Below are 25,438 nucleotides of genomic sequence, written 5' to 3' on the forward strand. Positions count from 1 at the left end.
CCACGACCTAGCGCCGAGAGAGACCAAAGCCAGACCCGGCATCACGAGCCCTGTATGGAACCGCATGGCTGAAGAGCCAGGAATTGGGAGTTCTGGAGCCCTTCTAAAGCCTTGCGCCCCAAGGGCCCAAGTTGCCGCGTCTCTTAGCGAGTTTGTGGGGGGGTGGCAAGGTGCGGAAAGGAGAATGAGAGCGTGACGGAGCGGAAGCAGATAGACGTCCTTGAAGTGAATGGGCTCGACGCTAATTGCAGCCCATCGGCCTGGACTCAAGTAAGGGGGAGCCTATGGAGCGATATGTCTTGCACGAAATGAACAACGCTGACCGCCGACGCTGTTTGGTGCACCTCCGTTCTGGGACCGTTCATGAGCATGTAGGGGCAGCAGTAGAAGCCGTTGCCGGCCTACTGCGTCCGTAATTTAGAGGGGATCAAGCTTGTCGCAGCCCGTTCTGTTCACGCCGTTTCGCGTCCGCAATCTTGAGCTTGCAAATCGGATCGTGATTGCACCGATGTGCCAGTACTCTGCCGAAAATGGTTGCATGACCGATTGGCACATGATCCATCTCGGCCAACTGGCTTTGTCGGGCGCAGCCCTTCTGACCATGGAGGCCACGGCTGTCGTTCCCGAGGGGCGGATCACGTTTGCGGATGTCGGCCTGTACGACGATGCCACCGAAGCGGCAATGGCCCGCACTCTCGAAGCCATCCGCCGCTGGTCCGATATCCCGATTGCCGTGCAGCTTGCTCATGCAGGCCGCAAGGCATCCACGGAGGTTCCGTGGCGCGGCGGCACCCAGTTTCCCCCCGATCACTTGCATGGCTGGCAGACCGAAGCACCCTCCGAGATTGCTTTCAGCTCAAACTATGTGCCGCCAACGGCGCTGGATCGGGAGGGGTTAAAACGCGTGCGGGACGGATTCGCTACCGCTGCGGTTCGCGCTGCGAGGATCGGTATAGATGCCGTTCAACTTCATGGCGCGCACGGCTACCTGCTGCATCAGTTCCTATCGCCGCTTTCCAATCAGCGTTCGGACGAATATGGTGGCTCGATCGAAAACCGAATGCGGTTTCCACTTGAGGTCTTCGATGCTGTCCGAGCGGCCTTGCCGTCCGACAGAACCGTCACGATGCGGGTCTCCGCAACAGACTGGATCGAGGGCGGTCTGGACGTCGACCAGGTCATCACCTTTGTCCAGATGCTTGAAGCGAGGGGATGTGACGCAATCCACGTATCGAGCGGCGGGCTGCATCCGGCCCAACAGATCCCGGTCGGCCCCAGCTACCAGGTGCCGCTTGCCCGCGCGATCAAGTCCGCAGTGAACATGCCCGTTGTTGCCGTTGGCCTGATCACGGAGCCGACACAAGCCGAGGCAATTGTCGCTACCGGAGATGCCGACCTGATCGCCATCGCTCGCGCGGCGCTCTACGATCCCCGTTGGCCCTGGCATGCTGCAGCCGCGCTCGGCGGCCAGGTAAAGGCCGCCAGTCAGTATCTCCGCTGCCAGCCGTCGCAGTTCAAATCGCTATTCGTAACCTAACGGCGCGTTGCAGCATTTGGCAACCTGAACAAGATGCCCCCAAAATATTGAGGCACGGCTCTATGCGGGCGAGCTCCATGCCGGAGCTCCAACGGCCCGAAAGGTGCAGTTGCATCGCGCCACAGAAACAGGCAGCCTAACTGCGCCGAGAAGACGCCGGGCATGATCCACCGACCTGCGTCCATCGTTTCCGACGCAAGGGCTCCGATTGCATATGACGCGTGCGCAGCAAATCGGCGTTATCATTGGCCTCGCCATTGTCGCGGCCTTCACGGTGCTGCGGGCAAGCGATCCGCCGCTCCTGCGGCAGATCCGCGACATCACCTTCGACGAATACCAGCGCATTGCCCCGCGCGCCTTCGAGCCGACGCCGGTCCGCATCGTCGACATCGACGAGGCCTCACTCAAGGAATTCGGCCAGTGGCCGTGGCCGCGCGACCGGCTTGCGCTTCTCGTACAGCGGTTATCGGATCTGGGAGCAGCAGCGATCGCTTTCGATGTGCTGTTTGCGGAACCCGACCGTCTCTCGCCGCGCACCGTCATGCGTGATGTCGCCGGCGTCGACGCGACGTTGCTGAGCCGGTTGCCTGACAATGACGAGCTTTTCGCCGAAGCGATCGCCGGACGACCCGTGGTGCTCGGCTTCGGCCTGACGACCGAAGGCAACTACCGACCGCCGGTCAAGGCGGGCTTTGCCTTTACCGGTGAAAACCCAGTCAACGCCCCTCCCCGCATCGACGCGGCGACACCGGTACGCCCGCAATTGCAGATCAATGCCACAGGTCTCGGCCATATCAGCCTCAATCCCGGCAATCCCTCCGCTGTCGTTCGCAAGGTCCCGCTCTTTCTGACGGATGGCGAGCAGCTCTATCCGAATCTGGCGATCGAGGCTCTGCGCGTTGCCCAAGGTGCCTCAACCTATGTGCTGGCAGCCGCCCCCGAAGCACCCGACACGCTGACATCGGTCAAGATCGGCGAGTTCGTCGTCCCGGTGACGGCAAGCGGCGAGCTGTGGCTGTATACTAGTCCTGATGTTGCAGAGCGCTATATCTCCGCCGGCAAGATCCTAGCCCCGCAAGGCGTCGATCCGCAGGTCGCTGCTGCCATCGAAGGCAGCATCGTCTTTGTCGGGACATCCTCGGCCGGTCTGCAGGATATTCGGACGACGGCTCTCGGCCAGAACGTCCCTGGTGTTTCCATGCATGCCCAGACCGTCGAACAGATCCTGACCGGTCATTATCTCTCCCGGCCCGACTGGGCCGATGGAATGGAAATCCTTGCGATTGCCGTGCTGGGCACGATCCTGGTTGTGCTGACCACCTTCGTCAGCCCGGCCGTAGCGCTCGCCTGTGGCCTCTGCATTACGGCGCTTGCTCTTGCGGCCTCATGGTTGGCCTTTTCGGCCTGGGGCCTGCTTTTGGATCCGCTGGCACCGATCATTGCCGGCTCGATCATCCATTTCGCCGCCACGTCGTTTCGCATCCTCGTCATCGACCGCGAGCGGCGCGAAGTGCGCCGGGCCTTCGGGCAGTATCTTTCACCCTCGCTGCTCTACCGGATCGAGCACACGCGCAATGCGCTGCGCCTCGGGGGCGACGATCGAGAGTTGACGGTGATGTTCGTCGACGTGCGCGGTTTCACCGAACTCAGCGAACGGCTGCAGCCAGCCGAGGTCGTCCGCTTCTTAAACACGCTGCTCGATGCGCTGAGCCGCCACGTGACTGCCAATGAAGGCACGCTCGACAAGTTTATCGGCGACTCGATCATGGCGTTCTGGAACGCCCCGGTGGATGTGATAAATCACCCTGCCAAGGCGGCCCGCGCCGCCCTTGCCATGCGTGAGACGCTCGCTTCACTCAACACATCAGATGCCTTCGGCTTTGGTCAGGACTATCAGGTCGGCATCGGCGTCGGCATTCACACAGGCCTTGCCTGTGTCGGCAATATGGGGGCGGAGACGCGCTTCAACTATTCTGCCGTTGGCGATGCCGTCAACGTCGCGGCGAGGATCGAATCCGCCTGCAAGGAGGTTGGCTTCGATATTCTCGTCTCGGAGAGCACGGCCGCCGAACTGCCGCATTTCGCGCTCCTCGACGCCGGCCTGCTCGGACTGAAGGGCAAGAGTAGTAGGGCGCGGCTCTACGCAGTCGTCGGCGGTGAACAGGTTCGCGGTTCCAGCGCCTTTGCCGAAATGCAGCGGATCCACACGGAGCTTGTCGCCGCGCTCCGCACTCATTCGGCCGAAAGCCGCAAGATGCTCAACATCGCCAAGCTCAAGGCTGCGGAACTAACGGCGATCCTGCCCCAATTCTACAGCCGCCTCGGGCGCCGAGCCGATCATTTCCGCGACAATCCCGGCAATGACGATGACGCTATGCGAACGGGTTTGCCGCGCGAAACCAAGCTTCACCTTGAGCCTTAGTTATCGCTCCGGTGACCATGACGCCCGTTGCGATCGCGGTCGTCATCGTCTCCGTCATGCCCGCGGTGATCGCGGTCATGGTGGTCTCTACCATGGTGATCCCAGTCGTGATGGTGATGATCAGGCTTGTCCGGTTTATCGGGCCTGTCGGGCGGATCCGGCGTGTCCGGCGCTTGTTGCGGCGCCTGCTGGGAAGCCTGGGGCGCTTGCTGGGGCGCCTGAGGCGCTTGCTGGGGCGCCTGAGGTGCCGGCCGCTCCTGCCGTTGTTGTGGCTGCGGTCGTTCCTGGCGGTCCTGGCGCAGTGATGCCAGCCCGCAACTGGTGCGAATGCCGCCGAGCGCGCCTGAGAGCTGCTGATCCCCGGAAAGGAACGGCAATGCTCGTGGATTGCTAAGTGTCTGCAACGTACGGCGGTCGACCTGGCTGGGATCGGTCATTCTGCCGCCACGGGTTGCGATCACGCAGTCGCACTGCTGCCGCAACTGCCTGCAGCCACCGGGCCCGCAGAAGCTCGCCGCACCGTTGAGCAACACGATGGCCGTCGTGCCATTGGGGCCGACGTAGAAATCGAAGGCCGTGCCGCGTACGCCGATTGTCCCGGCCGGGGTTACGATCGAATAGGCCGACGACGCCGAATTGCCGCTGATCCACCGGAACGTGCCTTTCGCCGCCTTGATCGAGAGCCGCTTTACGGAAGCGGAATCGTCATAGACGAACTTGTCGATCACAACCGTCGATCCGGCGCCGACAGCAAGCTTCGTTCCGTCTTTGAATATGAACTGTCCGAGACCCGACGATGACGTGCGGATACGCTCGTCTTTGTGGACGGGCGATCGCACGACCAGCGGGCCGGTCCGACCGGATACCTCCGTTCGGATCAAAGTCGCTTGTCCGACCGGCTCTGCAGAAAAGGCCTGCATCGGACTAAACAAAGCAAAGATGACGCCTGCAGCGACGGCACCACAGAAGCGAGACATGATCGACCCTCAACAATCCATCGAGTATATTAGCATATTGTTAACTTTAGCGTCTGCTATCCTCTTGGTGTAGGCAGGACCACTTTTAACGTCGTCTGGGAGTTGCTTGCGCGGTCACGTCGGCGGCCAGCTCTTGACTTCCTCACAGCTTCGTCCGACTTCACTCAGAACGGACGCGAGGAACGGAAATATGAGCGAAGCGGCAAAAAGCACGATCGACCAGCAAGAGGTGGACCGCTTCTCGGCGATGGCGGCGGAATGGTGGAGCCCCACCGGCAAGTTCAAACCGCTGCACAAATTCAATCCCGTGCGGCTCGCCTATATCCGCGACAAGGCAGCCGAAAACTTCGGCCTGGACGTGCGCAGCGCAAGGCCGCTGGAAGGTCTTCGCGTGCTTGATATCGGCTGTGGCGGCGGTCTGCTGTCAGAGCCGGTTGCACGCATGGGTGCCAGTGTCGTTGGTGCGGATCCATCGGAGAAGAATATCGGAATCGCCTCGACGCATGCGAAAGCCTCCGGCGTTCCCGTCGATTACCGTGCGATGACGGCCGAGCAGCTCGCCGAGGCCGGCGAGAGCTTCGACATCGTTCTAAACATGGAGGTCGTCGAGCACGTCGCCGACGTCGATTTTTTCCTGGGCACCTGCGCCAGGATGGTGCGTCCTGGCGGGTTGATGTTCGTCGCAACGATCAATCGGACCATGAAAGCCGCCGCACTCGCCATCTTTGCCGCGGAGAATATCCTGCGGTGGCTGCCGCGCGGCACTCATCAGTATGAGAAGCTCGTCCGCCCCGAAGAGATCGAAAAGCCCGTTACGGAAAACGGCCTCTCGATTGTCGATCGCACAGGCGTGGTCTTCAATCCGCTGTCAAACCAGTGGAATCTGTCGAAGGACATGGACGTGAACTACATGATGCTGGCAAAACGCACTGGCTAATCGCATTCGCGGGGGGTCAGGCGACCCCTCGACGCGTCTGCCGCGAGCCGCAGCACTCCTTGAAAGGCTTGCCCGAGCCGCAAGGACACAGGTCGCGACTGCGCCGTTGCAAGCGACCGATCAAAGGCACCTTCACCGCCGATGGCAGCGCCGATGCCACGAAGGCCACCAGCTTCGCCGAAAAGCCCGGCACGACCAGGCGACGGCCGGATTTGAAACCGCGCCAAGAACGCTCGGCCACATAGTCCGAGCTGAGCTTTGGCAGGATCTTGAACAGTGCAGCCCGGCCCGCACCTGACCGCTCGAGAAATTCTGTCGACACCGGCCCGGGCGCAACGCAGGTAACCGTCACGCCGGTCGATCTGACTTCCTGATGAAGGGCCTCCGAGAAGGAGCGGACGAACGCCTTGCTGGCATAGTACAGCGCCATGTTCGGACCGGGCGTGAAACCGGCGATGGAGCCGAGATTGAGAACCCCGCCCCGTCCGCGTGCCACCATTCCCGGCAGGAAATGCAACGTCATATCCGTCAGGGCGCGGATGTTGAGGTCGACCATGCCGAGCTGGTCGGCGATCGGAAGCGTTGTCGCCGGACCGCGCAAACCATAGCCGGCGCTGTTGACCAGAACGTCGCAGGCCAAGCCGTTGGCCGTAAGGAAGTCCTGCAGTCGCGTCGAGGCGTCGCTTGCAAGAAGGTCGAGCGACAGGGTGAATGCTTGACCACCGGCCGTTTTCACATCGTTTGCAGCAGCAGCCAATCCGTCCAATGATCGCGCAACGAGGACGACGGTCGCACCTTCTCGGGCCGCCACCTTGGCAATTGCCCGGCCAATGCCGCGCGACGCCCCGACCACGACGACGGCGGGGCGCCATATTTCACGCTGTTCGTCGGTCATGACGCCGTCCCCGACACCGCCTCGCCCGGGATCGCATCACTTGACGCCATGCCTTTGACTTCATCGGCGATCGCCCCGTTCAGGATGCTCTCGAAGCGAACCAGGGCGCGGGCGACATTGGCGCCATCCATCACCCGATGGTCATAGTGGATGCGGACGGTGACAGTTCCGTCTTCGGAAATCGAGCCATAATTGAAAATAGTGGTCAGCGGCGTCAGGGGGTTCAACGATTCTGCTCCCAGGCCCGAATACACCGACAGCTGGAATGTGCCGAAGCGCCGCCCGCGCTGCCGTCCGAGGTTCAGCCCGAGCCACATCAGGAGCCAGCGGATCGGACTGGGCGCGCGCGCAAATTTCAGTGCCCTGCGGAACTGCTTGATCTCGTGAATCGGCTTTGATCTGGCTGCAAGAAACAACTCCTCGATCTCCGCAATCGGCCGATGCTCCGGATCCTTGATCGTGCTCAGCAGGACGATCCGCTCGCCCTCATGCTCGCGCTCATGGGCAACGGAGGCGATACTGACCGGATACTCGTAGAGCTGCGGCCGGGGTAATTTGATATAGGCGCGCCGCAGTTCCGGCACGTCCTGGCTGAGGAGCGCATAACCCTTCAGGAACAACACGGTCCAGGACGTCTTGCTCTCTTGCGCCATCCTCGCTTGTTGCAGCGGCGCAAGATTCATCTGCCGCTGCACCGTGACGCGCGGCACGCCGATCGAGAACCTCATGAGGTCTCCGACAAGACGTCGTGATGGCGAAAGCTTGATGGCGCGTCCCCGCATCATGCGTCCTCTAGTAGATGTAGGGGATAATTCGCTTCGTCCGGTCCATGTAGGCGCGGTACTCAGAGCCGAAAATCTCCAGCATCATGCGCTCCTCCTTGTCCACCCGCAAAAAGAAGAGAATTGCGAAGCCGATCACGCCAGCCAGCCCCACCACCCAGTTTGCCAGCAGAAACGCCTGACCGAGTGCCATGAGCAGAAAGGACGTATACATGGGGTGGCGGACGAGTGCGTAGGGGCCGTGGGAAATCAGCTCGTGCTTCTCGCGAATCTGCAGGGTGATCGACCAGTTGCGGCCGAGCGCCTTGTGCGTCCTGCGGAAGACCCACATGGCCGCGCAAAACAATATTGCGCCGAGGATCACCGCCCACGAATGCGCCGTATAGTCGGCAGCCGCCGGCATCCCCGTCGCGATATAGAAGCCGGGAATAAAGGCAAGTCCCAAGATGGCGACGGAAAGACCTGCCGCTTCTACTCCCGAGCGACGGTCGCTGACCACCCTTGTTCGCCTCGCGCGACGTTCCGAAGGATAGCGAATTGCGTACCAGGCAATGATGCCAAGCACCCACACAATTTTGCCAATGAGAGCAACGCTCAATTCAGATCACCGGAACCCTTCGTCGATCATGCAGAAGCGATGGACCCGACGGGCTCGCTCCGCACTCACGTATTCATCTCTCGAAGCTTTGTAATGAACTCTTGCGGACGAAGCCAGATGCTGGGCGTCTTGTATCCCATGGAACGTGCGATCTCGCCGACGAAATTGTTGCAATTGTCGACCGTGGCCTGCCACAACTTCGATTTTGCCTGTAGCTGGCGAATGAAGGCGACAGTTTTATTGTACTCGGCCTGGGTGAGCAGGATGCGCCAGCTTGCCGAACGATAGGCTTCCTCAAGGTCTCCGTCTGTCGCCCCGGTTGTCGCAGGAACGGGAATGAAGTGCCCGAGAACGTAGGGCGCGGCGTCAGGAGAAGCGGGCGCAAGCCCGGCGACCTGCGGATTGATCATCCCGCCGGCATTGTTCAGGCGCCCGAAAACCGCATAGGTATGGCCATAGGTCAGCGCATAGCGTGAACGGAATTCGATGAAATACTGGCCTTCGCGCTGGCCAGCTTTACTGACTTGTGCGCCATTGGCGTCCGAGATGAACCTCGGTTGCGGTGGCTTGTCGTCCGATTGGCAGGAAGTGAGCGCGAGAGCGAAGAAAACGAGAAGAGATAGATGGCCTTTTGCAAGCGTCATAACTACGCGTCATCTCCAAGATCGAATGAGCACAGACACTCACGCAAAGATGCCAGCCTAGAGTTGCGCATCTGCGCGTAGGTGGCCTGGCTCCGACAACGATTTGGGGGAGGGGCCACACAAGTCCCTCCCCTTTATTCAAAGTCAGATGTTACTTGGTAATTGGGGCGGCCTCTACTGGCGGCGGGGCTTTGCCCTTGCCTTTACCGACTGCTCCGCAAGCGCTAAGGCTCGAAACGGAAAACAACGCAACAAGGCACATGATTAGGATTCTGCTCATCAAGTAGTCCTCTCCGTTAGCATGGAATAGGTTATCGAAGGCAACGATTCTACTAATAGCGGTAAAATAGCCACAAGCCAAGTGCAGAAAGGCCACACTGCGCCGCCGCGTCACGCAAGCGCCGCGCAATGCTAACAGACGGTGGCAATATCGATACAAAATGTAAGTATCATATGACCAAAACGCTGGTCCCAATGGGGGCGCGGCCATAGAGATGAATGATGTCTTCATTGGTCATGCGGATGCAACCATTCGACACCGCCTGCCCGATCAGCCACGGTTCGTTTGTTCCATGGATACGGAAATAGGTATCTTGCCCGCCGCGGTAGAGATAAAGCGCAGCCGCACCGAGAGGATTGTTTTCGCCTCCGGGAACACCGCCCGCGTACTGCGCCAGACGCGGCTTGCGCTCGATCATGCTCGCTGTTGGCGTCCACGACGGCCACTCGGCTTTCCGGCCAATAACAGCGCCTCCCTTCAGCGTGAGACCTTCCTCGCCGACAGCAACACCATAGCGTGTCGCCTGGCCATCAGCCTCGATGAAATAGAGATAGCGCTCGTAAGTGTTGACGACGAGGCTGCCTGGCGGCTCACTGCCCGAGTATGCAACCTCCCGCCGCCGGTAGCGGGAACTGACACGCGTCGACGAAAAAGGATTCCCTATCGGCCAACTCGCTGTGGTGCATCCAGAGGCCGTCAAGGCGACGAAGCCCAAGACAAGGCCACGGCGCGAAATATGGTCGTTATCCATTGTTACCTGCTAAGATTGCTGAGCCCTATTTCCTTCCTTTAGCATTCCGTTGTTTTCAGGCCAAGCCTCAACGCCACAGAGAATCCAAACCCTCCACAAACAGCATATGCGGGGCGTTGATCGGCAGGCCAACCCGTCCTTTCCGTACAGAAACCATCCTATCGTTGTATAAGTCCTTCATAACGGCATCGCTTTGGACGGCGCCTCTTGCGGGAACAAGCCCCGCAAAGCTAGGTTGGAACGGTTTCGCGCGCTGGCGCCAGCGCGCATCACAGGAATTTCGAGGAGGCTGCAGCTGCTCACGTTTGCAGTTGCCTGGTCGCAGGGAGCGATAGCAAGAAACGATGAATCTTGGTTTCGAAGGAAAAGTAGCGATTGTCACCGGCGCCGGTTCCGGCATCGGCGCGGCCATCTCCCGCCGATTGGCTGAGGAGGGTGCGCAGGTTGTCGTCGCAGATATCAATGCCGACGCAGCCGAGCGGGTTGCCGATGAAATTCGCGCGCAGGGAGGCCTATCGCACCATTTTGCCGTCGACGTTACCGATGCGGCGGCGGTGGAGAAGCTGATTGGAACGGTCGTTGAGACGTGCGGTGGTCTGCATCTCGCCGTCAACAATGCCGGCGTCGACGGCGTGCGCAAGGCAACCGGAGACTACCCGCTCGACAACTGGCACAAGCTGCTGGACGTCAACCTCAATAGCGTTTTCTACTGCATGAAATACGAGATCGGGGCGATGCTGGCTGGCGGCGGCGGTGCGATCGTCAACATGTCCTCCGTTCTCGGCGTCGTCGCCTTGCCGATTGCATGCGCCTATACGGCGGCCAAGCACGGCGTCGTGGGACTGACAAAAGCGGCCGCAATCGAATATGCGCGCTTCGGCATCCGCATCAATGCGGTTGGGCCTGGCTGGATCGAAACGCCGCTTTCGTCAGAGCATCGCGATATTGCAAGCAGCCGACGCATGGAGGCGCTGCAGCCGATGGGTAGGCGCGGCACGCCGGAGGAAGTGGCAGCACTCGCCTGCTTCCTATTGTCCGAGCAGGCGAGCTTCATCACCGGCAGCTACCATCTCGTCGATGGAGCCTATAGCGCGCATTAGCTTAATTCACATCGTCGGGCAGAACAGGTAGGGCGGCAATCTCGATGCCTTCGTCCAGAAGCGCCTGTGCCTCATCGGCCGTGGTCTGCCCGATGATCCCGCGGGCGTCGCTCTCGCCGTAGTGGATCTTGCGCGCTTCCTCGGGAAACCGCGTTCCGACATCCTGGGAATTGGCCTTGATCGCCGCGACGGCCCCTTTCAGCTTCTGGAACGCCTCCCGACGCATCGTATCCATCGCGAGCGTCTGCATCTCATCCTTCCTGCGCGCGGTTGAAACGGAAGGCGCCATCAGAAGCTTGGAGACGGACGCGGAATTGCAGACGGGACAAACTAAAAAGCCTGATGCGACCTGGCGATCGAAGTCGGCACTTTCAGAAAACCAGCCTTCGAATTCGTGGGCATTTTCACAATGCAGCGAATAACGGATCAAGCGGCCACGCCTCCTGCGACTGCCCCTGCAACCCTCTCGATTGAGAAATCACGACCGTTTTTCAGGTTCGGAATCTTGTCATGGGCGGCCTTGACGGCTGCGGGATCAATCTCGGCGAGGATGACGGCTTCGTCAGTCGGGCCGGCCGAAGCCAGCACACGGCCCCACGGATCGATGATCATCGAATGTCCGAACGTCTCACGCCCGTCCTCGTGACGGCCGGCCTGGGCAGCGGCGATCACAAAAACGCCGTTCTCGATTGCGCGCGCCCGCAGCAGGATTTCCCAATGTGCTTCGCCGGTCTGCTTCGTGAAGGCAGCCGGCACTGTCATCACTTCGGCCCCTGCCACAGCCTGGGCGCGGAAAAGTGCAGGGAAGCGAACATCATAACAGATGGCAAAGCCCACTTCAGCAAAGGGAAGCGACAATACGCGCGCCTCTGATCCTGGACGGTAAGCCGCGCTTTCACGCCAGCTCTCGCCATTGTCGAGATCGACATCGAACATGTGGATCTTGTCGTAGCGATTGAGGATCTTGCCGTCGGGACCGAAGAGATAGCCACGATTGGCGAGCTTACCGTCATTCAGCGCGATTGCGGTCGACCCCACGTGCATGAAGATGCCCAGATCCCGCGCCAGCTCCGAACCAGTACGAACGATGACATCGTTGGCCTCATCGCGCAGCAGCGCCTTGGCAGCCGCCCGATCGCGCTGCAGCATGCCGGTCATTTCGGGAGTCTGGACATAGGTCGCGCCCTTTCCCGCAGCCTCGCGAACCAGGCGTGCCATTGCGGCCGCGTTCCTCTCGGGATCGACGCCGGAACACATCTGGATGACGGCAGCTCTAAACGTCATCGCTCTTCCTTACACGGCAAGCAGAGGATCGAGCTCGCCGGCCCGATCGAGCGCATAGAGTCATCGCATCCGCCGACATGCTGCTCGCCGATGAAGATCTGGGGGAACGTCGTTCGGCCGTTCGACTTGCCGATCATCTCCTGGCGAAGCTCAGGAACAAAGGTCGCATCGTGCTCGACGAATTCGACGCCCTTTTCGGACAGCAGCGACTTGGCGCGCACGCAATAACCGCAGGCTTGGCGCGTGTAGATGGTGACGGGTGCCATGAGAACTCCAGACAAATTCAAGTTATCTTTTCGTCATATAGTTTCTGAAAGAGCCCTTGCAAAGGTCAAAACCGTGATGTCCTGCGCCCCGCTTTGCGAAGCACCCTGGCTGCCGCAGCAACCGTGGCACCGGTTGTGTAGACATCGTCGACGAGGACAAGCCGCTTGCCAAAGACGTCGTTATCCCGCTCCTTGCCGATGGCGAAAACACCGCGAACATTCTCCTCGCGCGCCTTTGCGCCGAGCTCCACCTGCGGGCGGCTGCGCTTGATGCAGCAGCGTTGCAGGCAGAAGCGCCTTTCCGGATTGCTGCGCCCCCTCGGCCTCGTCGGGAAAGATTAGCGCGTTTCGCCTCTGAGGAAAATCGCCTTGCGGCGGCGCTCCGGCGGGACTATGCAACGCACCATGGATATCATCTTCGACCAGGCTCGGATCGCGACAAACCGACATCGCGCGCTTCTCAACCACGACCCGAAGGCGACCTTCCTCCTCGATATCGCCGCAGAAGAACTCGGCGAGCGCCTCGGCGTGGTCGAACGGACCTTCGAGCACGCAGTCGAACTGCACGGTACTACGGGCGCGGCGGCCCACGCGGCGATCACGACCGGCAAGATCGGACGACTGACGCGGGTCGAGAGCGAACGAGCTTATACGAAGGCGGAGGAGGCCTTTATCGAGGCCGCGCTGGAAGAGGTTCCCCTGGAGCCGCAGTCCGCCAACCTCGTGTTGGCGCCGCTCAACCTCCACCTGACCAACGATACGCCCGGCGTTTTCATCCAGATCCGCCGCGCCCTCAAGCCAGATGGGCTCTTTCTTGCCGCGATTCCTGGGGCAGGCACGTTGCAGGAGTTGCGGGAAGTGCTGCTAGCGACAGAAATCGAGATGACCGGGGGCGCGAGTCCACGAGTCATCCCTTTCGCCGACGTGCGCGATGTCGGTGGCCTAATGCAGCGCGCTGGCTTCGCCCTGCCCGTAATCGACGCCGAAACCTATACGGTGCGCTACGACTCCATCTTTCCGCTAATGAAGGACTTGCGGGCAATGGGCATGACCAACCCGCTCGTCGCACGCAGCCGCAAGCCTCTGACACGCGCCTTCTTCCTACGGGCGGCTGAAATCTACGCCGAACGCTATGCCGATCCGGACGGCCGGATCAGAGCAACCTTCTCGATCATCTATGTCTCGGGATGGGCACCGCACGAAAGCCAGCAAAAACCTCTTCGCCCGGGATCGGCGAAGGTCAGGCTCGCGGATGCGCTGAAGGTCGAGGAACACAAGCTGAAGCAGTAGGTGTCCGCTTCTTTTAGTTTGGTACGGCCATATTGTTGCTGATGCCGAGAAGCACGTTGGCGAGGTTGCCACTCAGCGCTCCGAATCCAGCGATCATACCGACCGCGACCAGTGCCGCAATCAGGCCGTATTCAATTGCGGTTGCGCCACGGCCGTCCACCAGAAATGCCCTTACTACTCGCATGCCCACCTCGGCGCTAGAGCGGCAGTCGTCAAGCGTTGCGGCTGCCGCTGCAGCAACGCCAGTGTCAGCAGCCGACCCCGCCTCCGTAGCCCTGAACCACGCAAACGGAACCTGGCGTCTCCTGAAGGACGCTGCGGCGGATCGTATAGCGCTTGCCGCTCTCGGTCTTCGGAATCGAGCCCGTCGTAATCGTATCGAATTCGGACGGTGCGCTCGCGAAGACGCTCGACTTGGACTTGTCGGCAAGCATCGGCGTCAAGATCAAAGTCAAGGCAACAACAGCCGTGCCAAACAGCAGCGCGATGTTTAGCACTCCCGTTCTGCTCGAGGCGGTCGAGGCCCGTTCTTTCTCTCTCACAGCTTTCCAGAAATCGTCGTCCATGCGTCAAGCCTTCCACACACACGCCAGTTGCTTGATTGAGGCCGATATTTGGCAGAAGGTGTTAAACGATCGATTAATATCCACACCCAAATTGGACGCTTGCCGGATAATAATCAGACATTTCTAAAGTAGATCCTGCAATATCGGAATGAGCGGCTCGTCGGCAGGCGGCATCGGGTAGTCGCGCAGAGCCTGCGGCTTCACCCATTTCAACGCCTGCCCTTCTTTCCCGTGCGCAATTCCCTCATAGCGCCGGCAGACATAGAGCGGCATCAGAAGATGGAACTTCTCGTAGGTGTGGCTCGCGAAGCTCAGCGGCGCCAGACAGGCGACCTTCGTCGTGATCCCGAGCTCCTCATGAAGCTCTCGCACCAGCGATTCCTCCGGTGTCTCGCCCGGCTCAACCTTACCGCCGGGAAACTCCCAAAGTCCGGCAAGCGACTTTCCCTCGGGACGCTGCGCCAGCAAAATGCGCCCGTCGGAATCGATCAGGGCGCAAGCGGCAACAAGCAGAATGCTTCGGGCTGTCTCGCTCATCGCGACGGCTCCAGTCGCCAATAGGAATAGCGGTAGGCCTCATGGAAGCCGAACCGTTCGTAGAGCGCCAAAGCCGGAGCATTCGTCGCCTTCACCTGCAACCAGGCGGAACGGGCGCTGCGCATCCTGGCCCAGCGCAGGGCGGAGGTCAGGATTTCGATGCCAAGTCCTTCGCGACGACGTTCCTTGGCGACGGAAAGCGACATGATGCCGGCGAGGTCATTGTCCTGAACGCAAAGGACGGTCGCCAGCGGCCCGGTCTGCGCGTCCTCAATCATGAAGAGACCCGATGGCGGCTTGATCGCATTGATGATCTCGGCGAGTGCCGGCTTCAGTTTGGACGACACGCCGTCGGTTGCCAGGTTGGCATCCACGAAACGGCCGATATCGTGCGTCGGCAGGTGGTCAAGCGTATCCGGCAGCTCCGCATGGGCAAGATCGCAGGTCATGACGATCGTCTCGTCGAATGATGCCCACTGCTGCTTCCGGATGAGATCGATCAACACCGGCGAGGCGAGCGGCGTCTGACGCAGGACCGCCGGGCGGCCATAGGCTTCGAACTTGCGGCTTGCCTTGGCAAGGCGAATCTCGACATCGCGGTGGTCCGAGGGATCGAGCGGCACGATCGAGTTCAGCCGGTTGGACGGGTGACCCGCGGTCAGTCGTACCTGCCAACTGCCGTCATACTGCACGGACGAGGCCGGCCAGGCTCGGAAGCCGACGGCCTCCAGCCTGCGCACGAGCGGCAGATTCGCATTGTTGGGAAATGTTTCAGTCAATGAAAGGTCAGCTCCGGTAGTCACCGTTGATGGCGACATACTCCTTTGTAAGGTCGCACGTCCAGACCGTAGCGGTGCCGTTTCCGAGACCAATGTCCACCTTCACAGGAATATCCTGCTTTCTCATCACGTTGGTCGCAGCGTCCTCGGAATAGCCGGCGTCGCGTTCGCCGTTGACAGCAACACGCACATCGCCGAACCAGATCGCCAGCCGGTCGCGATCGGCCATTTCACCCGATTTTCCGACGGCCATGACGATGCGGCCCCAGTTGGCATCCTCGCCGGCGGCGGCAGTCTTAACGAGCGGCGAATTGGCGATCGAGAGCGCGATCTTCTTGGCCGCGGCGTCGCTTTCGGCACCTGTCACGGTGATCTCGAGCATCTTGGTTGCGCCTTCGCCGTCGCGCACAACCTGCAGCGCAAGATCCTTGAGAAGATCGTTAAGGGCAGCACGGAAGGAGGCAAGGCGCGCGTCGTCGGCGCTCTCAATACGGGTCTGGCCGTCTTCGGCGGCCGCGCCCGTAGCAAACAGCATCAGCGTGTCGGAAGTCGAGGTGTCGCTGTCGACCGTCATCGAATTGAAGGTCGGATCGACGCCCGCGGACAGGAGCGACTGCAGCGCAGCCGGCGCGATATCCGCGTCGGTGACGACGAACGAGAGCATCGTCGCCATATCAGGCGCAATCATGCCGGCGCCCTTGGCGATGCCGTTGACCGCCACCTTCACGCCGCCGATCTCCGCGCTGCGGGTCGCAACCTTCGGATAGGTGTCGGTCGTCATGATCGCCTTGGCTGCCTCGAACCAGAAGTCGCCGGTCGCATCCTTGTGCATCTGCTCAAGAACGCCAGAGAATTTCGTTGCGTCCAGCGGTTCGCCGATGACGCCGGTGGAAGCGAGGTAAACTTCGTTCTCGCCGCAGCCCACAGCGCTAGCAGCGGACTTTGCCGTCAGGGCCGTCGCCTGGCGGCCCTTCAGGCCGGTGAATGCATTGGCATTGCCGGAATTGACGACAACGGCGCGTGCGGCGCCATGCGGCAGGTTTGCGCGGCAGAAGTCGACGGGTGCCGACGGGCACTTCGAGCGGGTAAAGACGCCGGCGACTGCGGCCGGCTTGTCGAACACCATCATCAGCACGTCGGTGCGGTTCTTGTACTTGATGCCCGCTGAAGCGGTGGCCATGCGCACACCGCGCAGCGCCGGCATGGAGGCATAGGATTGCGGAGCGAGCGGAGAGATGGAACCGGACATGGCGATCGACCTGGTGGCTGGAAGGATTTCCGGGCGAAGTATAAGCCGGCTTGCCCTGCGGAAATACGACAACGATTATAGTGAAGGGCCCGGAAGAACCGGGCCCTGCATTCTAGATTACTGCTGCGGCTGCGCGGGGGGCTCATCGCCCGGCTGCGGCTGCTTGTTGGCATCCTCGTAGCCCTTGCGCAGCGCCTCGTCGGTGATCTCGACCTTGGACTTTTCCTTGGCGGCAGCAAGAAGCGCGAGATACTTGTCACGCATGACGAGCTGGCGAACCTGGTCCTTGACCTGGTCGAAGGCCGGCGGAGGAGCGTCGCGCTTATCCTCGACCAGGATCACGTGGTAACCGAAATCCGTCTTTATAGGGGTCTTGGTGTAGGTGCCCTTCTCAAGTGCGAAGGCAGCCTCTTCGAATTCCTTGACCATGCGGCCCTTGGTGAAATAGCCGAGATCGCCGCCATCGGCCTTGTTCGGATCGGTGGACTTTTCCTTCGCCAAGTCCGCGAAGTTCTTGCCGGCGTCGAGCTGCTTGATGACGTCCTTGGCCTCGTCCTCGGTCTTCACCAGGATATGGCGGGCGTGCACTTCTTCCTGCTTCGGCAGGGCTGCGACTTCCTTGTCGTAGCGCGCCTTGACTTCCTCATCGGTGACCGTATCGACGACATGCTTCTTGAAATAAGCATTGTGCAGTTCGCGATCAGCGAGATACTGCATGCGCTTCTTGAATTCGGCGGTCTGGTCGAGCTTTTCGGCAATCGCGTCCTGCGCTAGCAGCTTGACGTCAATGGCGGCGGACAGGGCGGCGACCTTCTTCTGCCCCTCCGGCAGCTGCGCGAGCTGCGGGTCGAGATTGGCGACGGCCAGATCGAGATCAGACTGATGAATCTCGACATCGCCGACCTTGGCAACGACGGCATCCGGCTTGTCTTCCGCATAGACCGGCGCCTGAAACGCAACGAAGGTTGCGAACGCCATCACAGCGATTTTGTTGTAGTTCAACATCAAATAACCCTTCACAGTTAAACCCACCGGCTTCAACGTCGTGAATCCAGCCTGAAACAGCCATCAACACCGGAATGTGGCCTTTCTATATCAGCCAAATCCGTTGACATCATTCGACCCCCCTCTTATCTGTCACGCAACCTCGCGTCCAGAAAAGTTTCCTGGCGTTTCGAGACGTGTGCCTGAAATTCGGCCGGGCCACGGATAAGAAAAGCCGGGGAAGAAATATTGAGAAAGGACCAGTCATATGGTCAGCTTTGGCGGTATAGCCCGCAAAATATTTGGCTCTGCCAATGATCGCCGCGTGCGGTCCTTCCAGCCGAACGTCGCCGCCATCAATGCCATCGAAGAAAAGACGAAGGCCCTGAGCGACGAGCAGCTGGCTGCGCAGACGGTCGAATTCCGCAAGATGCTTGCAGACGGCAAGACGCTGGACGACATCCTCGTTCCGGCCTTTGCGGTCGTGCGCGAGGCTTCGCGCCGCGTCCTCGGCATGCGACCTTTTGACGTACAGCTGATCGGCGGCATGATCCTCAATGACGGCGCCATCGCCGAGATGAAGACCGGTGAAGGTAAGACGCTCGTCGCCACGCTGCCTGTCTATCTCAACGCACTCGCTGGCAAAGGCGTGCATGTCGTCACCGTGAACGACTACCTCGCCCGCCGCGACGCGGCGACGATGGGCAAGATCTATGGCTTCCTCGGCCTGACCACGGGCGTCATCGTCCACGGTCTCTCGGACGAAGAGCGCGCGGCCGCCTATAATTGCGACATCACCTACGCGACCAACAACGAGCTCGGCTTCGATTATCTGCGCGATAACATGAAGTACGAGAAGAACCAGATGGTCCAGCGCGGCCACAATTTCGCGATCGTCGACGAAGTGGACTCGATCCTCGTCGACGAAGCGCGCACGCCGCTGATCATCTCGGGGCCGCTCGACGACCGCTCCGATCTCTACAACACGATCGACGCCTATATTCCGCTTCTGTCGGAAGGCGACTACGAGATCGACGAGAAGCAGCGCTCGGCCAACTTCTCCGAGGAAGGCACGGAAAAGCTGGAGAACCTGCTGCGTCAGGCCGGCCTGTTGAAGGGCCAGTCGCTCTACGATATCGAAAACGTTGCGATCGTCCATCACGTCAACAACGCGCTCAAGGCCCACAAGCTGTTCCAGCGCGACAAGGACTACATCGTCCGCAACGACGAGATCGTCATCATCGACGAATTTACCGGTCGCATGATGCCGGGCCGCCGTTATTCTGAAGGCCAGCACCAGGCGCTGGAAGCCAAGGAAAACGTGCAGATCCAGCCGGAAAACCAGACGTTGGCGCAGATCACCTTCCAGAACTATTTCCGCATGTACGCCAAGCTCGCCGGCATGACCGGCACGGCGCAGACGGAAGCTGAAGAATTCGGCAACATCTACGGCCTCGACGTCATCGAGGTGCCGACCAACCTTCCGATCCAGCGTGCCGACGAGGACGACGAGGTCTATCGGACGTTCGAGGAGAAGTACAAGGCGATCATCGCCGAGATCGCAGACGCGCAGAAGCGCGGCCAGCCCGTTCTCGTCGGTACCACCTCGATCGAAAAGTCCGAACTTCTCGCCGACATGATGCGCAAGCAGGGCTTCAAGGACTTCCAGGTCCTGAACGCCCGCTACCACGAGCAGGAAGCCTACATCGTCGCCCAGGCCGGCGTGCCGGGCGCCGTGACGATCGCCACCAACATGGCAGGCCGCGGTACCGACATCCAGCTCGGCGGCAACCTCGACATGCGTGTCGAGCGTGAACTGGCAGAGGTCGAGCCCGGTCCCGATCGCGACGCGAAGACCGAGGCAATCCGCGAAGAGATCAAGCAGCTCAAGGACAAGGCGATCGCGGCCGGCGGTCTCTACGTCATCGCCACTGAACGCCACGAAAGCCGCCGCATCGACAACCAGCTGCGCGGCCGTTCCGGCCGTCAGGGCGACCCCGGCCGCTCGAAGTTCTACCTGTCGCTTCAGGATGACCTGATGCGCATCTTCGGCTCCGACCGCATGGACGGCATGCTGCAGAAGCTCGGTCTCAAGGAAGGCGAAGCCATCGTCCATCCCTGGATCAACAAGGCTCTGGAGCGCGCACAGAAGAAGGTCGAAGCCCGCAACTTCGACATCCGCAAAAACTTGCTCAAGTACGACGACGTTCTGAACGACCAGCGCAAGGTGATCTTCGAACAGCGCCTCGAGCTGATGGAATCGCCCAATATTTCCGAGACGGTCTCCGACATGCGCCGCGAGGTGATCGAAGACTTGGTCGAGAAGCATATCCCCGAGCGCGCCTATGCTGAACAGTGGGATGCGGCTGGCCTGAAGGAACGGACGGCTGCTCTGCTCAATCTCGATCTGCCGGTCGAGGACTGGGTCAAGGAAGAAGGCATTGGCGAGGACAACATTCGCGAGCGCCTGACGGAGGCTTCAAATGCGGCCTTCACCGAGAAGGCGGAGCGCTTCGGTCCCGATATCATGAACTACGTCGAGCGCTCGATCGTGATGCAGACGCTCGACCACCTGTGGCGCGAGCATATCGTCAACCTCGACCACCTGCGCTCCGTTATTGGTTTCCGTGGCTACGCGCAGCGCGATCCGCTGCAGGAATACAAGTCGGAAGCATTCGAGCTCTTCACCTCGCTGCTTAACAACCTGCGCGAGGCTGTGACCGCACAGATGATGCGCGTCGAGCTCGTGCAGCAGGCACCGGCCGAGCCGGAGCCGCCGTTCATGCAGGCGCACCATCTCGATCCGGATACCGGCGAAGACGATTTCGCGCCCGCCTACTTGGCCTCGGAAGTGGTTGTCGCCCCGGAAAACCGCAACCCGGCGGATCCGTCGAGCTGGGGCCATGTCGGCCGCAATGAGGCCTGCCCCTGTGGCTCCGGCAAGAAGTTCAAACACTGCCACGGTGCCTTCGCACAGGCTTGAGCCCGCAGTCAATGTATTGAAAATGCCGCCTTCGGGCGGCATTTTCTTTTGTGGATGCCGCACGCCGCGTTAATTCCCGGCCGCTTGCTACAACCGTTTCTTAACGCCGTTCTGGCAAGACTTCCGCTGCGATTTGCCGGAAGAGTTTTGCGTGTTTGTGATGGCGGTCATTGAGACGGCGGAAAAGATGCTGCCTGCGGGTCTACGCCCGGCGGGGGGCCGTATGCTGCGCACGCTGGCTGCCTCCCTGACCGCACGCGGCGAGAAGGCAGCCGCCCAGCGCATGGCGCTGACCGCCTTCTTTATCCGCATTGTCAGCGCCGCCCTCGCCCTTCTGTCGCAGATTGTTCTGGCGCGCCTGATGGGCGAATACGAGTACGGGATCTTCGTATTCGTCTGGGTGCTGATCGTCCTCTTCGGCGATCTTTCCTGCCTCGGCTTCCACACCGCCATCGTCCGCTTCCTGCCGCAATACAGGGCAGCAGGCGCTCTTGAGAAGATCCGCGGGCTGACGGGCACCGCCCGCATCTTTGGATTGCTCTCCGGCACTGCCGCTCTCGCCATCGGCATGATCGCCCTGCATGTTTTCAGCGACAGGATCGAGAACTATTACGTCATTCCGATCTTCCTCGGTCTCATTGCCATGCCGATGATCGCCCTCGGCGATATTCTGGAAGGCACGTCGCGCGCCAACCACTGGCCGGTCTTGGCGCTGAGCCCCGCCTATATCGTCCGGCCGGTTCTCATCATCCTCTTCATGCTGACTGCGATCGGCCTCGGCGCGCCGCACACGGCGGTGACCGCCATGCAGGCCGCGCTTGCCGCCACCTATGTCACCGCCGTTGGGCAGTATGTCGCAACGCTCCTGCGGTTGCGCCGCCATTACCAGGAAGGTCCGCGCGAGGTCGATTTTCTCGGTTGGCTCGGTGTTGCCTTCCCGATCTTCCTCATCGAGGGCGTCAGCTTCCTCCTGACCAATTCCGACGTCGTCGTGGTCGGCATCTTCCTCGAACCGCACGACGTCGCCATCTACTTTGCCGCCGCCAAGACGATGGCGCTCGTTCACTTCATCAATTTTTCGGTGAAGGCGGCATCCGGTCCGCGCTTCTCAAGCCTCATCGCCGAGGGGACACGCCAGCAGCTCGCTGTTGCTGCGATCGACGCCGCCAGGTGGACCTTCTGGCCTGCGCTCGCCATCGGGCTTGCCGTTCTCGCCGCCGGTCACTTGCTGCTTTCCCTGTTTGGCGGCGCTTTCACGGCCGGCTATCTCGTCATGGTGATCCTGCTGGCGGGCATTCTCGCCAAGGCGCTGGTCGGACCGGCGGAAACACTGCTGATGATGGCCGGCAAGCAGAACATCTGCGTTTTGCTCTATGCCGGAGCGCTTTTCGCGAATATCAGCCTCAACGTGCTCCTCATTCCCGGACTGGGCATCAAGGGCGCCGCCATCGCCACGGCCTCGGCCATGGGCGTTGAAGCCATCCTCCTGCATGTTGCCGTCCGACGCGCACTTGGCATCGCGCTCTTCGCATTTGCCACGCCTCCCGCGGCCAAGACAGATATGGAAGTCCGATAGAATGGTGCGTAATCCAACAGCTACCGAAACGACCGATCTCACGACGAACCGCATGGTTCACGAACTTGCCGCTCTCGATTTCGAGACGCCGCAGGCAGAGGCGCGCGTCGCGGTTGGCCGTCCCGGGCGCGAGCTCTGCGTCTATTCCGGGAAGCTGGGCTACGAGCTGCAGGAAGAGCTCGACTTCCTGTCCAATCGCGCCATGGAGCCCAATGTCTTCTTCACGGCACGATTCCTGGCGCCCGCCATGCCGCGGCTAGACGACAGGCAAGTTAACTTTGTCCTGTTGCGTGACCAGAGCGGAACCCGCAGCCGGATGCGCTTCCTGTTACCGTTTTCCGTGGAAAAGCCGGGCTTCGCGGTTGGCCCCTCGATCGTGCGTGTCTGGTCGAACAGCTTCGCACCACTTGGCACGCCACTGATCGATGCCGAGGATGCAGGCGAGACGCTGGACAATCTCTTTGACGGCCTGACCCATCGCGATCTGCGCTTGCCACCGATCCTGGTGCTGCCGGATGTCAGGCTGAACGGCATCTTTGCGCGCATGGCAAGGGCAGTCGCCATCAGCCGCAACCTGCCGATCACCATAGCGAATCCCTATCAGCGGGCCATGCTGCAGAGCGACGAGGACGCTGCCACTTATCTGCGCAAAGCGATTTCTTCATCGCATATGCGCGAGATGCGCAGGCAATGGCGTCTGCTCGAGGAGCAGGGCACAGTGGTCTACAGCGTCGCCCGCCAGCCCCGTGACATCCACATGCGCTTCGAGGAATTCCTCGCGCTTGAAGCAGGCGGCTGGAAGGGCAAAAAGCGCAGCGCCCTGGTGACCGACCGCTATCACACCGCCTTTGCCCGCGAGGCCGTTTCCAATCTCGCCGCAGTCGATGCCGTGCGTATCCACACGATCGATCTCAACGGCAAGGCGATCGCGTCGATGGTGGTCTTGATGATGGGCAGCGAGGCCTATACTTGGAAGACGGCCTACGACGAAGCCTATGCGCGCTATTCGCCAGGCAAGCTGCTGATGGGCGAGTTAACGGAATGGCACCTTGACGACGCCAACATCGTGCGCTCCGATTCCTGCGCTATTCCGGATCACCCGATGATCAACCGTTTCTGGCAGGAACGGGAGGACATGGGTACCATGGTGATCGGGCTTCACCAGAACGGCGACCGCGACGTTCGCCAGGTGGCCGCCCAGCTTCACATGTACAGCAGCACCCGCAACGTTGCGAAGATGCTGCGGCAGAAGATCATGTCGCTTGCCCGGCGCGGGAAGTCCCCTCAGTAGTCACGCCAAACGGTCTCAGCCGGCGCTGGCGCGCTCGCGAAGTATGCGGCGGATCACCTTGCCTGTCGTCGTCAACGGCAGTTCCGAGACGAATTCCACCTCGCGCGGATATTCGTGCATGGAGAGCCGCATCTTTACCCATTCGCTGATATCGGAGGCCAATCGATCGCTTGGCTCGTACCCCGGCGCCAGTACGACATAGGCCTTGACGATCTCGGTACGCACAGGATCGAGCTTGCCGACGGCGGCGGCAAGCTGCACGGCGGGATGGCCGATCAGACAATCCTCGATTTCCGCCGGCCCGATGCGATAGCCTGAGGAGGTGATGACGTCGTCATCCCGCCCGAAGAAGGTGACGTAGCCCTCCGTATCCTGGCGCCCGATATCGCCCGTCAGCAGCCAGTCGCCGGCAAACTTCCGCTCTGTCGCCGCCGCGTCGTTCCAATAGCCGAGAAACATCACCGGATCCGGCCGACGGATGGCGATCTGCCCGGTTTCGCCAACCGGCAACTCTTCACCCGTTTCGCTGACAATCGCGACGCGATGTCCGGGCACCGGCCGACCGATCGCGCCGGGACGGCTGACACCGATTGCGGCGTTCGACGAGAGCACGAAATTGCACTCCGTCTGGCCATAGAACTCGTTGACGGTAATGCCGAGCGTCCGCTTGACCCATTCCTGTGTTTCCGCGCCGAGCGACTCACCGGCCGAGCCTATCGTGCGCAGCACGAGGTCGTACTTCGAGCGTGGATCAGGCACCGACTTCAGGAGCCGTAATGCCGTCGGCGGGATGAAGCCGTTGCGCACCCTCATCTCAGCCATAATGCGATAGGCCGTGTCGGCATCGAACTTCTGCGCCGGCGACGAAACGACGGGGACGCCGAGCAGCAGGCTGGGCAGGAGCGCATTCAGCAAGCCGCCGGCCCACGCCCAGTCGGATGGCGTCCAGACCTTGTCTCCCGGCTGCGGGAAGCTCTCATGGGCGAATTGCATCCCCGGTATGTGCCCGGCCAGCACCTGGTGGCCGTGCAGGGCTCCCTTCGGCGGACCTGTCGTTCCCGACGTGAAGATCATCAATGCCGGATCATGTGGCGCGGTCTTCGCGACCTCGAAGATTGGCGGATGGCCTCCCACCAGCGCCGCGAAGGATCGTGCGCCGGGCCCATCGCCGTCAACGCTGATGACCTCTGCCAAATCAGGCAGCCGTTCCCGGATCTGGCTGATGCGCTCGAGCCCGAATGCATTGGTGACAACGGTGGAAGCACCCGCCGTCCGCAGCCGGTACTCCAAGGCTTCGACGCCGAAGAGCAACGCCAGCGGCAGCGCGATCGCGCCCATCTTGTAGATCGCCACATGCGCGACGACCGTCTCGAAGGACTGCGGCAGGAGCAGCGCGACCCGATCGCCCTTCTTCAACCCCAGCGACACCAGCGCATTGGCGAGCGATGACGATCGATCCGCCAGCTCCCGGTAGGTCATGGAAAGGTGATTGCCATCAGGGCTGAAATGCTCGAGGCAGACACGCTCCGGCGCCCGCTCGGCCCAGTCGTCGCTGACCACACGGCCGATATTGAAATCCTGCGGTTCGTCCCACGCAAAATCGCGGTAAAGGTCTTCGTAGCGATCGCGCTGTGGCAGTCTCATCGGCGGAAATCCAGTCAAATGCTGCAGCAGCTAACACCGGGAACCCGGCCTACGCAAGCGCAAGAC

24 protein-coding genes and 2 pseudogenes are annotated in these 25,438 nt (G+C 61.0%); 8 read left to right on the forward strand and 18 right to left on the reverse strand.

Annotated elements, in window-relative coordinates:
- The first annotated feature begins 433 nt into the window (after positions 1–433).
- Both LPU83_RS56990 and LPU83_RS56995 read left to right on the forward strand, forming a co-directional pair.
- Positions 434–1,537 carry an NADH:flavin oxidoreductase/NADH oxidase gene (locus LPU83_RS56990; protein ID WP_024317039.1) on the forward strand — a complete coding sequence of 368 codons (1,104 nt, stop codon included), beginning with the start codon at positions 434–436 and terminating at the stop codon, positions 1,535–1,537.
- A gap of 214 nt (positions 1,538–1,751) precedes the next feature.
- The gene (locus LPU83_RS56995; protein WP_024317038.1) at positions 1,752–3,959 is read left to right on the forward strand and encodes a CHASE2 domain-containing protein; all 2,208 of its coding nucleotides are present in this window, start codon (positions 1,752–1,754) and stop codon (positions 3,957–3,959) included.
- On the opposite strand, the gene LPU83_RS57000 is transcribed toward LPU83_RS56995, so the two are convergent.
- Positions 3,956–4,936, reverse strand: coding sequence for a FecR family protein (locus tag LPU83_RS57000; RefSeq protein WP_024317037.1), 981 nt, complete (start codon positions 4,934–4,936; stop codon positions 3,956–3,958). The two genes, LPU83_RS56995 and LPU83_RS57000, sit on opposite strands and share 4 nt — an antisense overlap.
- Positions 4,937–5,126: 190 nt before the next feature.
- Between LPU83_RS57000 and ubiG the strand changes: the two genes are divergently transcribed.
- Entirely contained in the window at positions 5,127–5,873 is a 747-nt protein-coding gene (gene ubiG / locus LPU83_RS57005; RefSeq protein ID WP_024317036.1) for a bifunctional 2-polyprenyl-6-hydroxyphenol methylase/3-demethylubiquinol 3-O-methyltransferase UbiG, read from the forward strand.
- A 16-nt stretch (positions 5,874–5,889) separates the two neighbouring features.
- Here ubiG and LPU83_RS57010 read toward each other — a convergent pair whose 3' ends face one another.
- The 6 genes from LPU83_RS57010 to LPU83_RS57030 all read right to left on the reverse strand — a co-directional run bounded on the left by LPU83_RS57010 (position 5,890) and on the right by LPU83_RS57030 (position 9,823).
- On the reverse strand, positions 5,890–6,768 hold the full coding sequence (locus LPU83_RS57010; RefSeq protein WP_024317035.1) for an SDR family NAD(P)-dependent oxidoreductase: 879 nt from the start codon (positions 6,766–6,768) through the stop codon (positions 5,890–5,892).
- Positions 6,765–7,550 (reverse strand): hypothetical protein, encoded by a 786-nt coding sequence (locus LPU83_RS57015; protein WP_024317034.1) that lies wholly within the window; start codon positions 7,548–7,550, stop codon positions 6,765–6,767. The genes LPU83_RS57010 and LPU83_RS57015 overlap by 4 nt, the downstream gene beginning before the upstream one ends.
- A 10-nt stretch (positions 7,551–7,560) precedes the next feature.
- Positions 7,561–8,148: a protein-S-isoprenylcysteine O-methyltransferase gene (locus tag LPU83_RS57020; protein WP_024317033.1), complete on the reverse strand. Its 588-nt coding sequence runs from the start codon at positions 8,146–8,148 to the stop codon at positions 7,561–7,563.
- A gap of 65 nt (positions 8,149–8,213) precedes the next feature.
- On the reverse strand, positions 8,214–8,792 hold the full coding sequence (locus LPU83_RS57025; protein ID WP_024317032.1) for a hypothetical protein: 579 nt from the start codon (positions 8,790–8,792) through the stop codon (positions 8,214–8,216).
- Positions 8,793–8,943: 151 nt separating this feature from the next.
- Entirely contained in the window at positions 8,944–9,072 is a 129-nt protein-coding gene (locus LPU83_RS74285) for an ABC transporter (protein ID WP_081934870.1), read from the reverse strand.
- A 169-nt stretch (positions 9,073–9,241) separates the two neighbouring features.
- A complete protein-coding gene (locus LPU83_RS57030; RefSeq protein WP_024317031.1) occupies positions 9,242–9,823 on the reverse strand; it encodes a L,D-transpeptidase in 582 nt (193 codons plus the stop codon).
- Positions 9,824–10,167: 344 nt separating this feature from the next.
- Here LPU83_RS57030 and LPU83_RS57035 point away from each other — a divergent pair, with 344 nt between their 5' ends.
- A complete protein-coding gene (locus LPU83_RS57035) occupies positions 10,168–10,923 on the forward strand; it encodes an SDR family NAD(P)-dependent oxidoreductase (protein WP_024317030.1) in 756 nt (251 codons plus the stop codon).
- 1 nt (position 10,924) lies between these two features.
- On the opposite strand, the gene LPU83_RS57040 is transcribed toward LPU83_RS57035, so the two are convergent.
- The 4 genes and pseudogenes from LPU83_RS57040 to LPU83_RS57055 all read right to left on the reverse strand — a co-directional run.
- On the reverse strand, positions 10,925–11,353 hold the full coding sequence (locus LPU83_RS57040; RefSeq protein WP_024317029.1) for a DUF1178 family protein: 429 nt from the start codon (positions 11,351–11,353) through the stop codon (positions 10,925–10,927).
- Positions 11,350–12,207, reverse strand: a complete 858-nt coding sequence (locus LPU83_RS57045; RefSeq protein ID WP_024317028.1) for a carbon-nitrogen hydrolase family protein — start codon at positions 12,205–12,207, stop codon at positions 11,350–11,352. Before LPU83_RS57045 ends, LPU83_RS57040 begins: the two co-directional genes overlap by 4 nt.
- A gap of 9 nt (positions 12,208–12,216) precedes the next feature.
- A pseudogene (grxC, locus tag LPU83_RS57050) lies at positions 12,217–12,473 on the reverse strand (glutaredoxin 3).
- Positions 12,474–12,506: 33 nt separating this feature from the next.
- Positions 12,507–12,788 (reverse strand): annotated as a pseudogene (locus LPU83_RS57055) (ComF family protein); the annotation flags it as partial.
- Positions 12,789–12,878: 90 nt separating this feature from the next.
- On the opposite strand from LPU83_RS57055, the gene LPU83_RS57060 reads away from it, so the two are divergent.
- The gene (locus LPU83_RS57060) at positions 12,879–13,763 is read left to right on the forward strand and encodes a methyltransferase domain-containing protein (RefSeq protein ID WP_024317026.1); all 885 of its coding nucleotides are present in this window, start codon (positions 12,879–12,881) and stop codon (positions 13,761–13,763) included.
- Positions 13,764–13,776: 13 nt separating this feature from the next.
- On the opposite strand, the gene LPU83_RS57065 is transcribed toward LPU83_RS57060, so the two are convergent.
- From LPU83_RS57065 to LPU83_RS57090, 6 genes are all read right to left on the reverse strand, one after another.
- Complete coding sequence (locus LPU83_RS57065; RefSeq protein WP_024317025.1) at positions 13,777–13,947, reverse strand: Flp family type IVb pilin; 171 nt, start codon at positions 13,945–13,947, stop codon at positions 13,777–13,779.
- Positions 13,948–14,011: 64 nt separating this feature from the next.
- On the reverse strand, positions 14,012–14,329 hold the full coding sequence (locus LPU83_RS57070) for a hypothetical protein (protein ID WP_024317024.1): 318 nt from the start codon (positions 14,327–14,329) through the stop codon (positions 14,012–14,014).
- A gap of 123 nt (positions 14,330–14,452) precedes the next feature.
- Complete coding sequence (gene mutT, locus LPU83_RS57075) at positions 14,453–14,866, reverse strand: 8-oxo-dGTP diphosphatase MutT (RefSeq protein ID WP_024317023.1); 414 nt, start codon at positions 14,864–14,866, stop codon at positions 14,453–14,455.
- The gene (locus LPU83_RS57080; protein ID WP_029710262.1) at positions 14,863–15,684 is read right to left on the reverse strand and encodes a GNAT family N-acetyltransferase; all 822 of its coding nucleotides are present in this window, start codon (positions 15,682–15,684) and stop codon (positions 14,863–14,865) included. Before LPU83_RS57080 ends, mutT begins: the two co-directional genes overlap by 4 nt.
- Positions 15,653–16,894, reverse strand: a complete 1,242-nt coding sequence (argJ, locus tag LPU83_RS57085) for a bifunctional glutamate N-acetyltransferase/amino-acid acetyltransferase ArgJ (RefSeq protein WP_024317021.1) — start codon at positions 16,892–16,894, stop codon at positions 15,653–15,655. The genes LPU83_RS57080 and argJ overlap by 32 nt, the downstream gene beginning before the upstream one ends.
- A 117-nt stretch (positions 16,895–17,011) precedes the next feature.
- The gene (locus tag LPU83_RS57090) at positions 17,012–17,899 is read right to left on the reverse strand and encodes a peptidylprolyl isomerase (protein ID WP_024317020.1); all 888 of its coding nucleotides are present in this window, start codon (positions 17,897–17,899) and stop codon (positions 17,012–17,014) included.
- A gap of 247 nt (positions 17,900–18,146) precedes the next feature.
- Between LPU83_RS57090 and secA the strand changes: the two genes are divergently transcribed.
- The 3 genes from secA (at position 18,147) to LPU83_RS57105 (ending at position 23,728) form a co-directional block, all read left to right on the forward strand.
- Entirely contained in the window at positions 18,147–20,861 is a 2,715-nt protein-coding gene (gene secA, locus LPU83_RS57095; protein WP_024317019.1) for a preprotein translocase subunit SecA, read from the forward strand.
- A gap of 160 nt (positions 20,862–21,021) precedes the next feature.
- Positions 21,022–22,437, forward strand: a complete 1,416-nt coding sequence (locus tag LPU83_RS57100) for an oligosaccharide flippase family protein (RefSeq protein ID WP_029710261.1) — start codon at positions 21,022–21,024, stop codon at positions 22,435–22,437.
- 1 nt (position 22,438) lies between these two features.
- Positions 22,439–23,728 carry a GNAT family N-acetyltransferase gene (locus LPU83_RS57105; RefSeq protein WP_024317017.1) on the forward strand — a complete coding sequence of 430 codons (1,290 nt, stop codon included), beginning with the start codon at positions 22,439–22,441 and terminating at the stop codon, positions 23,726–23,728.
- A gap of 15 nt (positions 23,729–23,743) precedes the next feature.
- On the opposite strand, the gene LPU83_RS57110 is transcribed toward LPU83_RS57105, so the two are convergent.
- A complete protein-coding gene (locus LPU83_RS57110; protein ID WP_024317016.1) occupies positions 23,744–25,372 on the reverse strand; it encodes an AMP-binding protein in 1,629 nt (542 codons plus the stop codon).
- Between the last annotated feature and the right edge of the window lie 66 nt (positions 25,373–25,438).

Origin of the sequence: Rhizobium favelukesii (genome assembly GCF_000577275.2) — a bacterium.
In the GTDB taxonomy this organism is placed as follows: Bacteria; Pseudomonadota; Alphaproteobacteria; order Rhizobiales; family Rhizobiaceae; genus Rhizobium; species Rhizobium favelukesii.

What these genes read in the sequence shown, in the direction of transcription:
- LPU83_RS57090 (WP_024317020.1), bottom strand. Translation starts at nt 17,899, where the DNA reads ATGTTGAACTACAACAAAATCGCTGTGATGGCGTTCGCAACCTTCGTT.
- argJ (WP_024317021.1), bottom strand. Translation starts at nt 16,894, where the DNA reads ATGTCCGGTTCCATCTCTCCGCTCGCTCCGCAATCCTATGCCTCCATG.
- LPU83_RS57045 (WP_024317028.1), bottom strand. Translation starts at nt 12,207, where the DNA reads ATGACGTTTAGAGCTGCCGTCATCCAGATGTGTTCCGGCGTCGATCCC.
- LPU83_RS56995 (WP_024317038.1), top strand. Translation starts at nt 1,752, where the DNA reads ATGACGCGTGCGCAGCAAATCGGCGTTATCATTGGCCTCGCCATTGTC.
- LPU83_RS57065 (WP_024317025.1), bottom strand. Translation starts at nt 13,947, where the DNA reads ATGCGAGTAGTAAGGGCATTTCTGGTGGACGGCCGTGGCGCAACCGCA.
- mutT (WP_024317023.1), bottom strand. Translation starts at nt 14,866, where the DNA reads ATGAGCGAGACAGCCCGAAGCATTCTGCTTGTTGCCGCTTGCGCCCTG.
- LPU83_RS57025 (WP_024317032.1), bottom strand. Translation starts at nt 8,792, where the DNA reads ATGACGCTTGCAAAAGGCCATCTATCTCTTCTCGTTTTCTTCGCTCTC.
- LPU83_RS57015 (WP_024317034.1), bottom strand. Translation starts at nt 7,550, where the DNA reads ATGCGGGGACGCGCCATCAAGCTTTCGCCATCACGACGTCTTGTCGGA.
- LPU83_RS57070 (WP_024317024.1), bottom strand. Translation starts at nt 14,329, where the DNA reads ATGGACGACGATTTCTGGAAAGCTGTGAGAGAGAAAGAACGGGCCTCG.
- LPU83_RS57060 (WP_024317026.1), top strand. Translation starts at nt 12,879, where the DNA reads ATGGATATCATCTTCGACCAGGCTCGGATCGCGACAAACCGACATCGC.
- LPU83_RS74285 (WP_081934870.1), bottom strand. Translation starts at nt 9,072, where the DNA reads ATGAGCAGAATCCTAATCATGTGCCTTGTTGCGTTGTTTTCCGTTTCG.
- LPU83_RS57030 (WP_024317031.1), bottom strand. Translation starts at nt 9,823, where the DNA reads ATGGATAACGACCATATTTCGCGCCGTGGCCTTGTCTTGGGCTTCGTC.
- LPU83_RS57100 (WP_029710261.1), top strand. Translation starts at nt 21,022, where the DNA reads ATGGCGGTCATTGAGACGGCGGAAAAGATGCTGCCTGCGGGTCTACGC.
- secA (WP_024317019.1), top strand. Translation starts at nt 18,147, where the DNA reads ATGGTCAGCTTTGGCGGTATAGCCCGCAAAATATTTGGCTCTGCCAAT.
- LPU83_RS57080 (WP_029710262.1), bottom strand. Translation starts at nt 15,684, where the DNA reads ATGTCGCCATCAACGGTGACTACCGGAGCTGACCTTTCATTGACTGAA.
- LPU83_RS57010 (WP_024317035.1), bottom strand. Translation starts at nt 6,768, where the DNA reads ATGACCGACGAACAGCGTGAAATATGGCGCCCCGCCGTCGTCGTGGTC.
- LPU83_RS57035 (WP_024317030.1), top strand. Translation starts at nt 10,168, where the DNA reads ATGAATCTTGGTTTCGAAGGAAAAGTAGCGATTGTCACCGGCGCCGGT.
- LPU83_RS57105 (WP_024317017.1), top strand. Translation starts at nt 22,439, where the DNA reads ATGGTGCGTAATCCAACAGCTACCGAAACGACCGATCTCACGACGAAC.
- ubiG (WP_024317036.1), top strand. Translation starts at nt 5,127, where the DNA reads ATGAGCGAAGCGGCAAAAAGCACGATCGACCAGCAAGAGGTGGACCGC.
- LPU83_RS57110 (WP_024317016.1), bottom strand. Translation starts at nt 25,372, where the DNA reads ATGAGACTGCCACAGCGCGATCGCTACGAAGACCTTTACCGCGATTTT.
- LPU83_RS57000 (WP_024317037.1), bottom strand. Translation starts at nt 4,936, where the DNA reads ATGTCTCGCTTCTGTGGTGCCGTCGCTGCAGGCGTCATCTTTGCTTTG.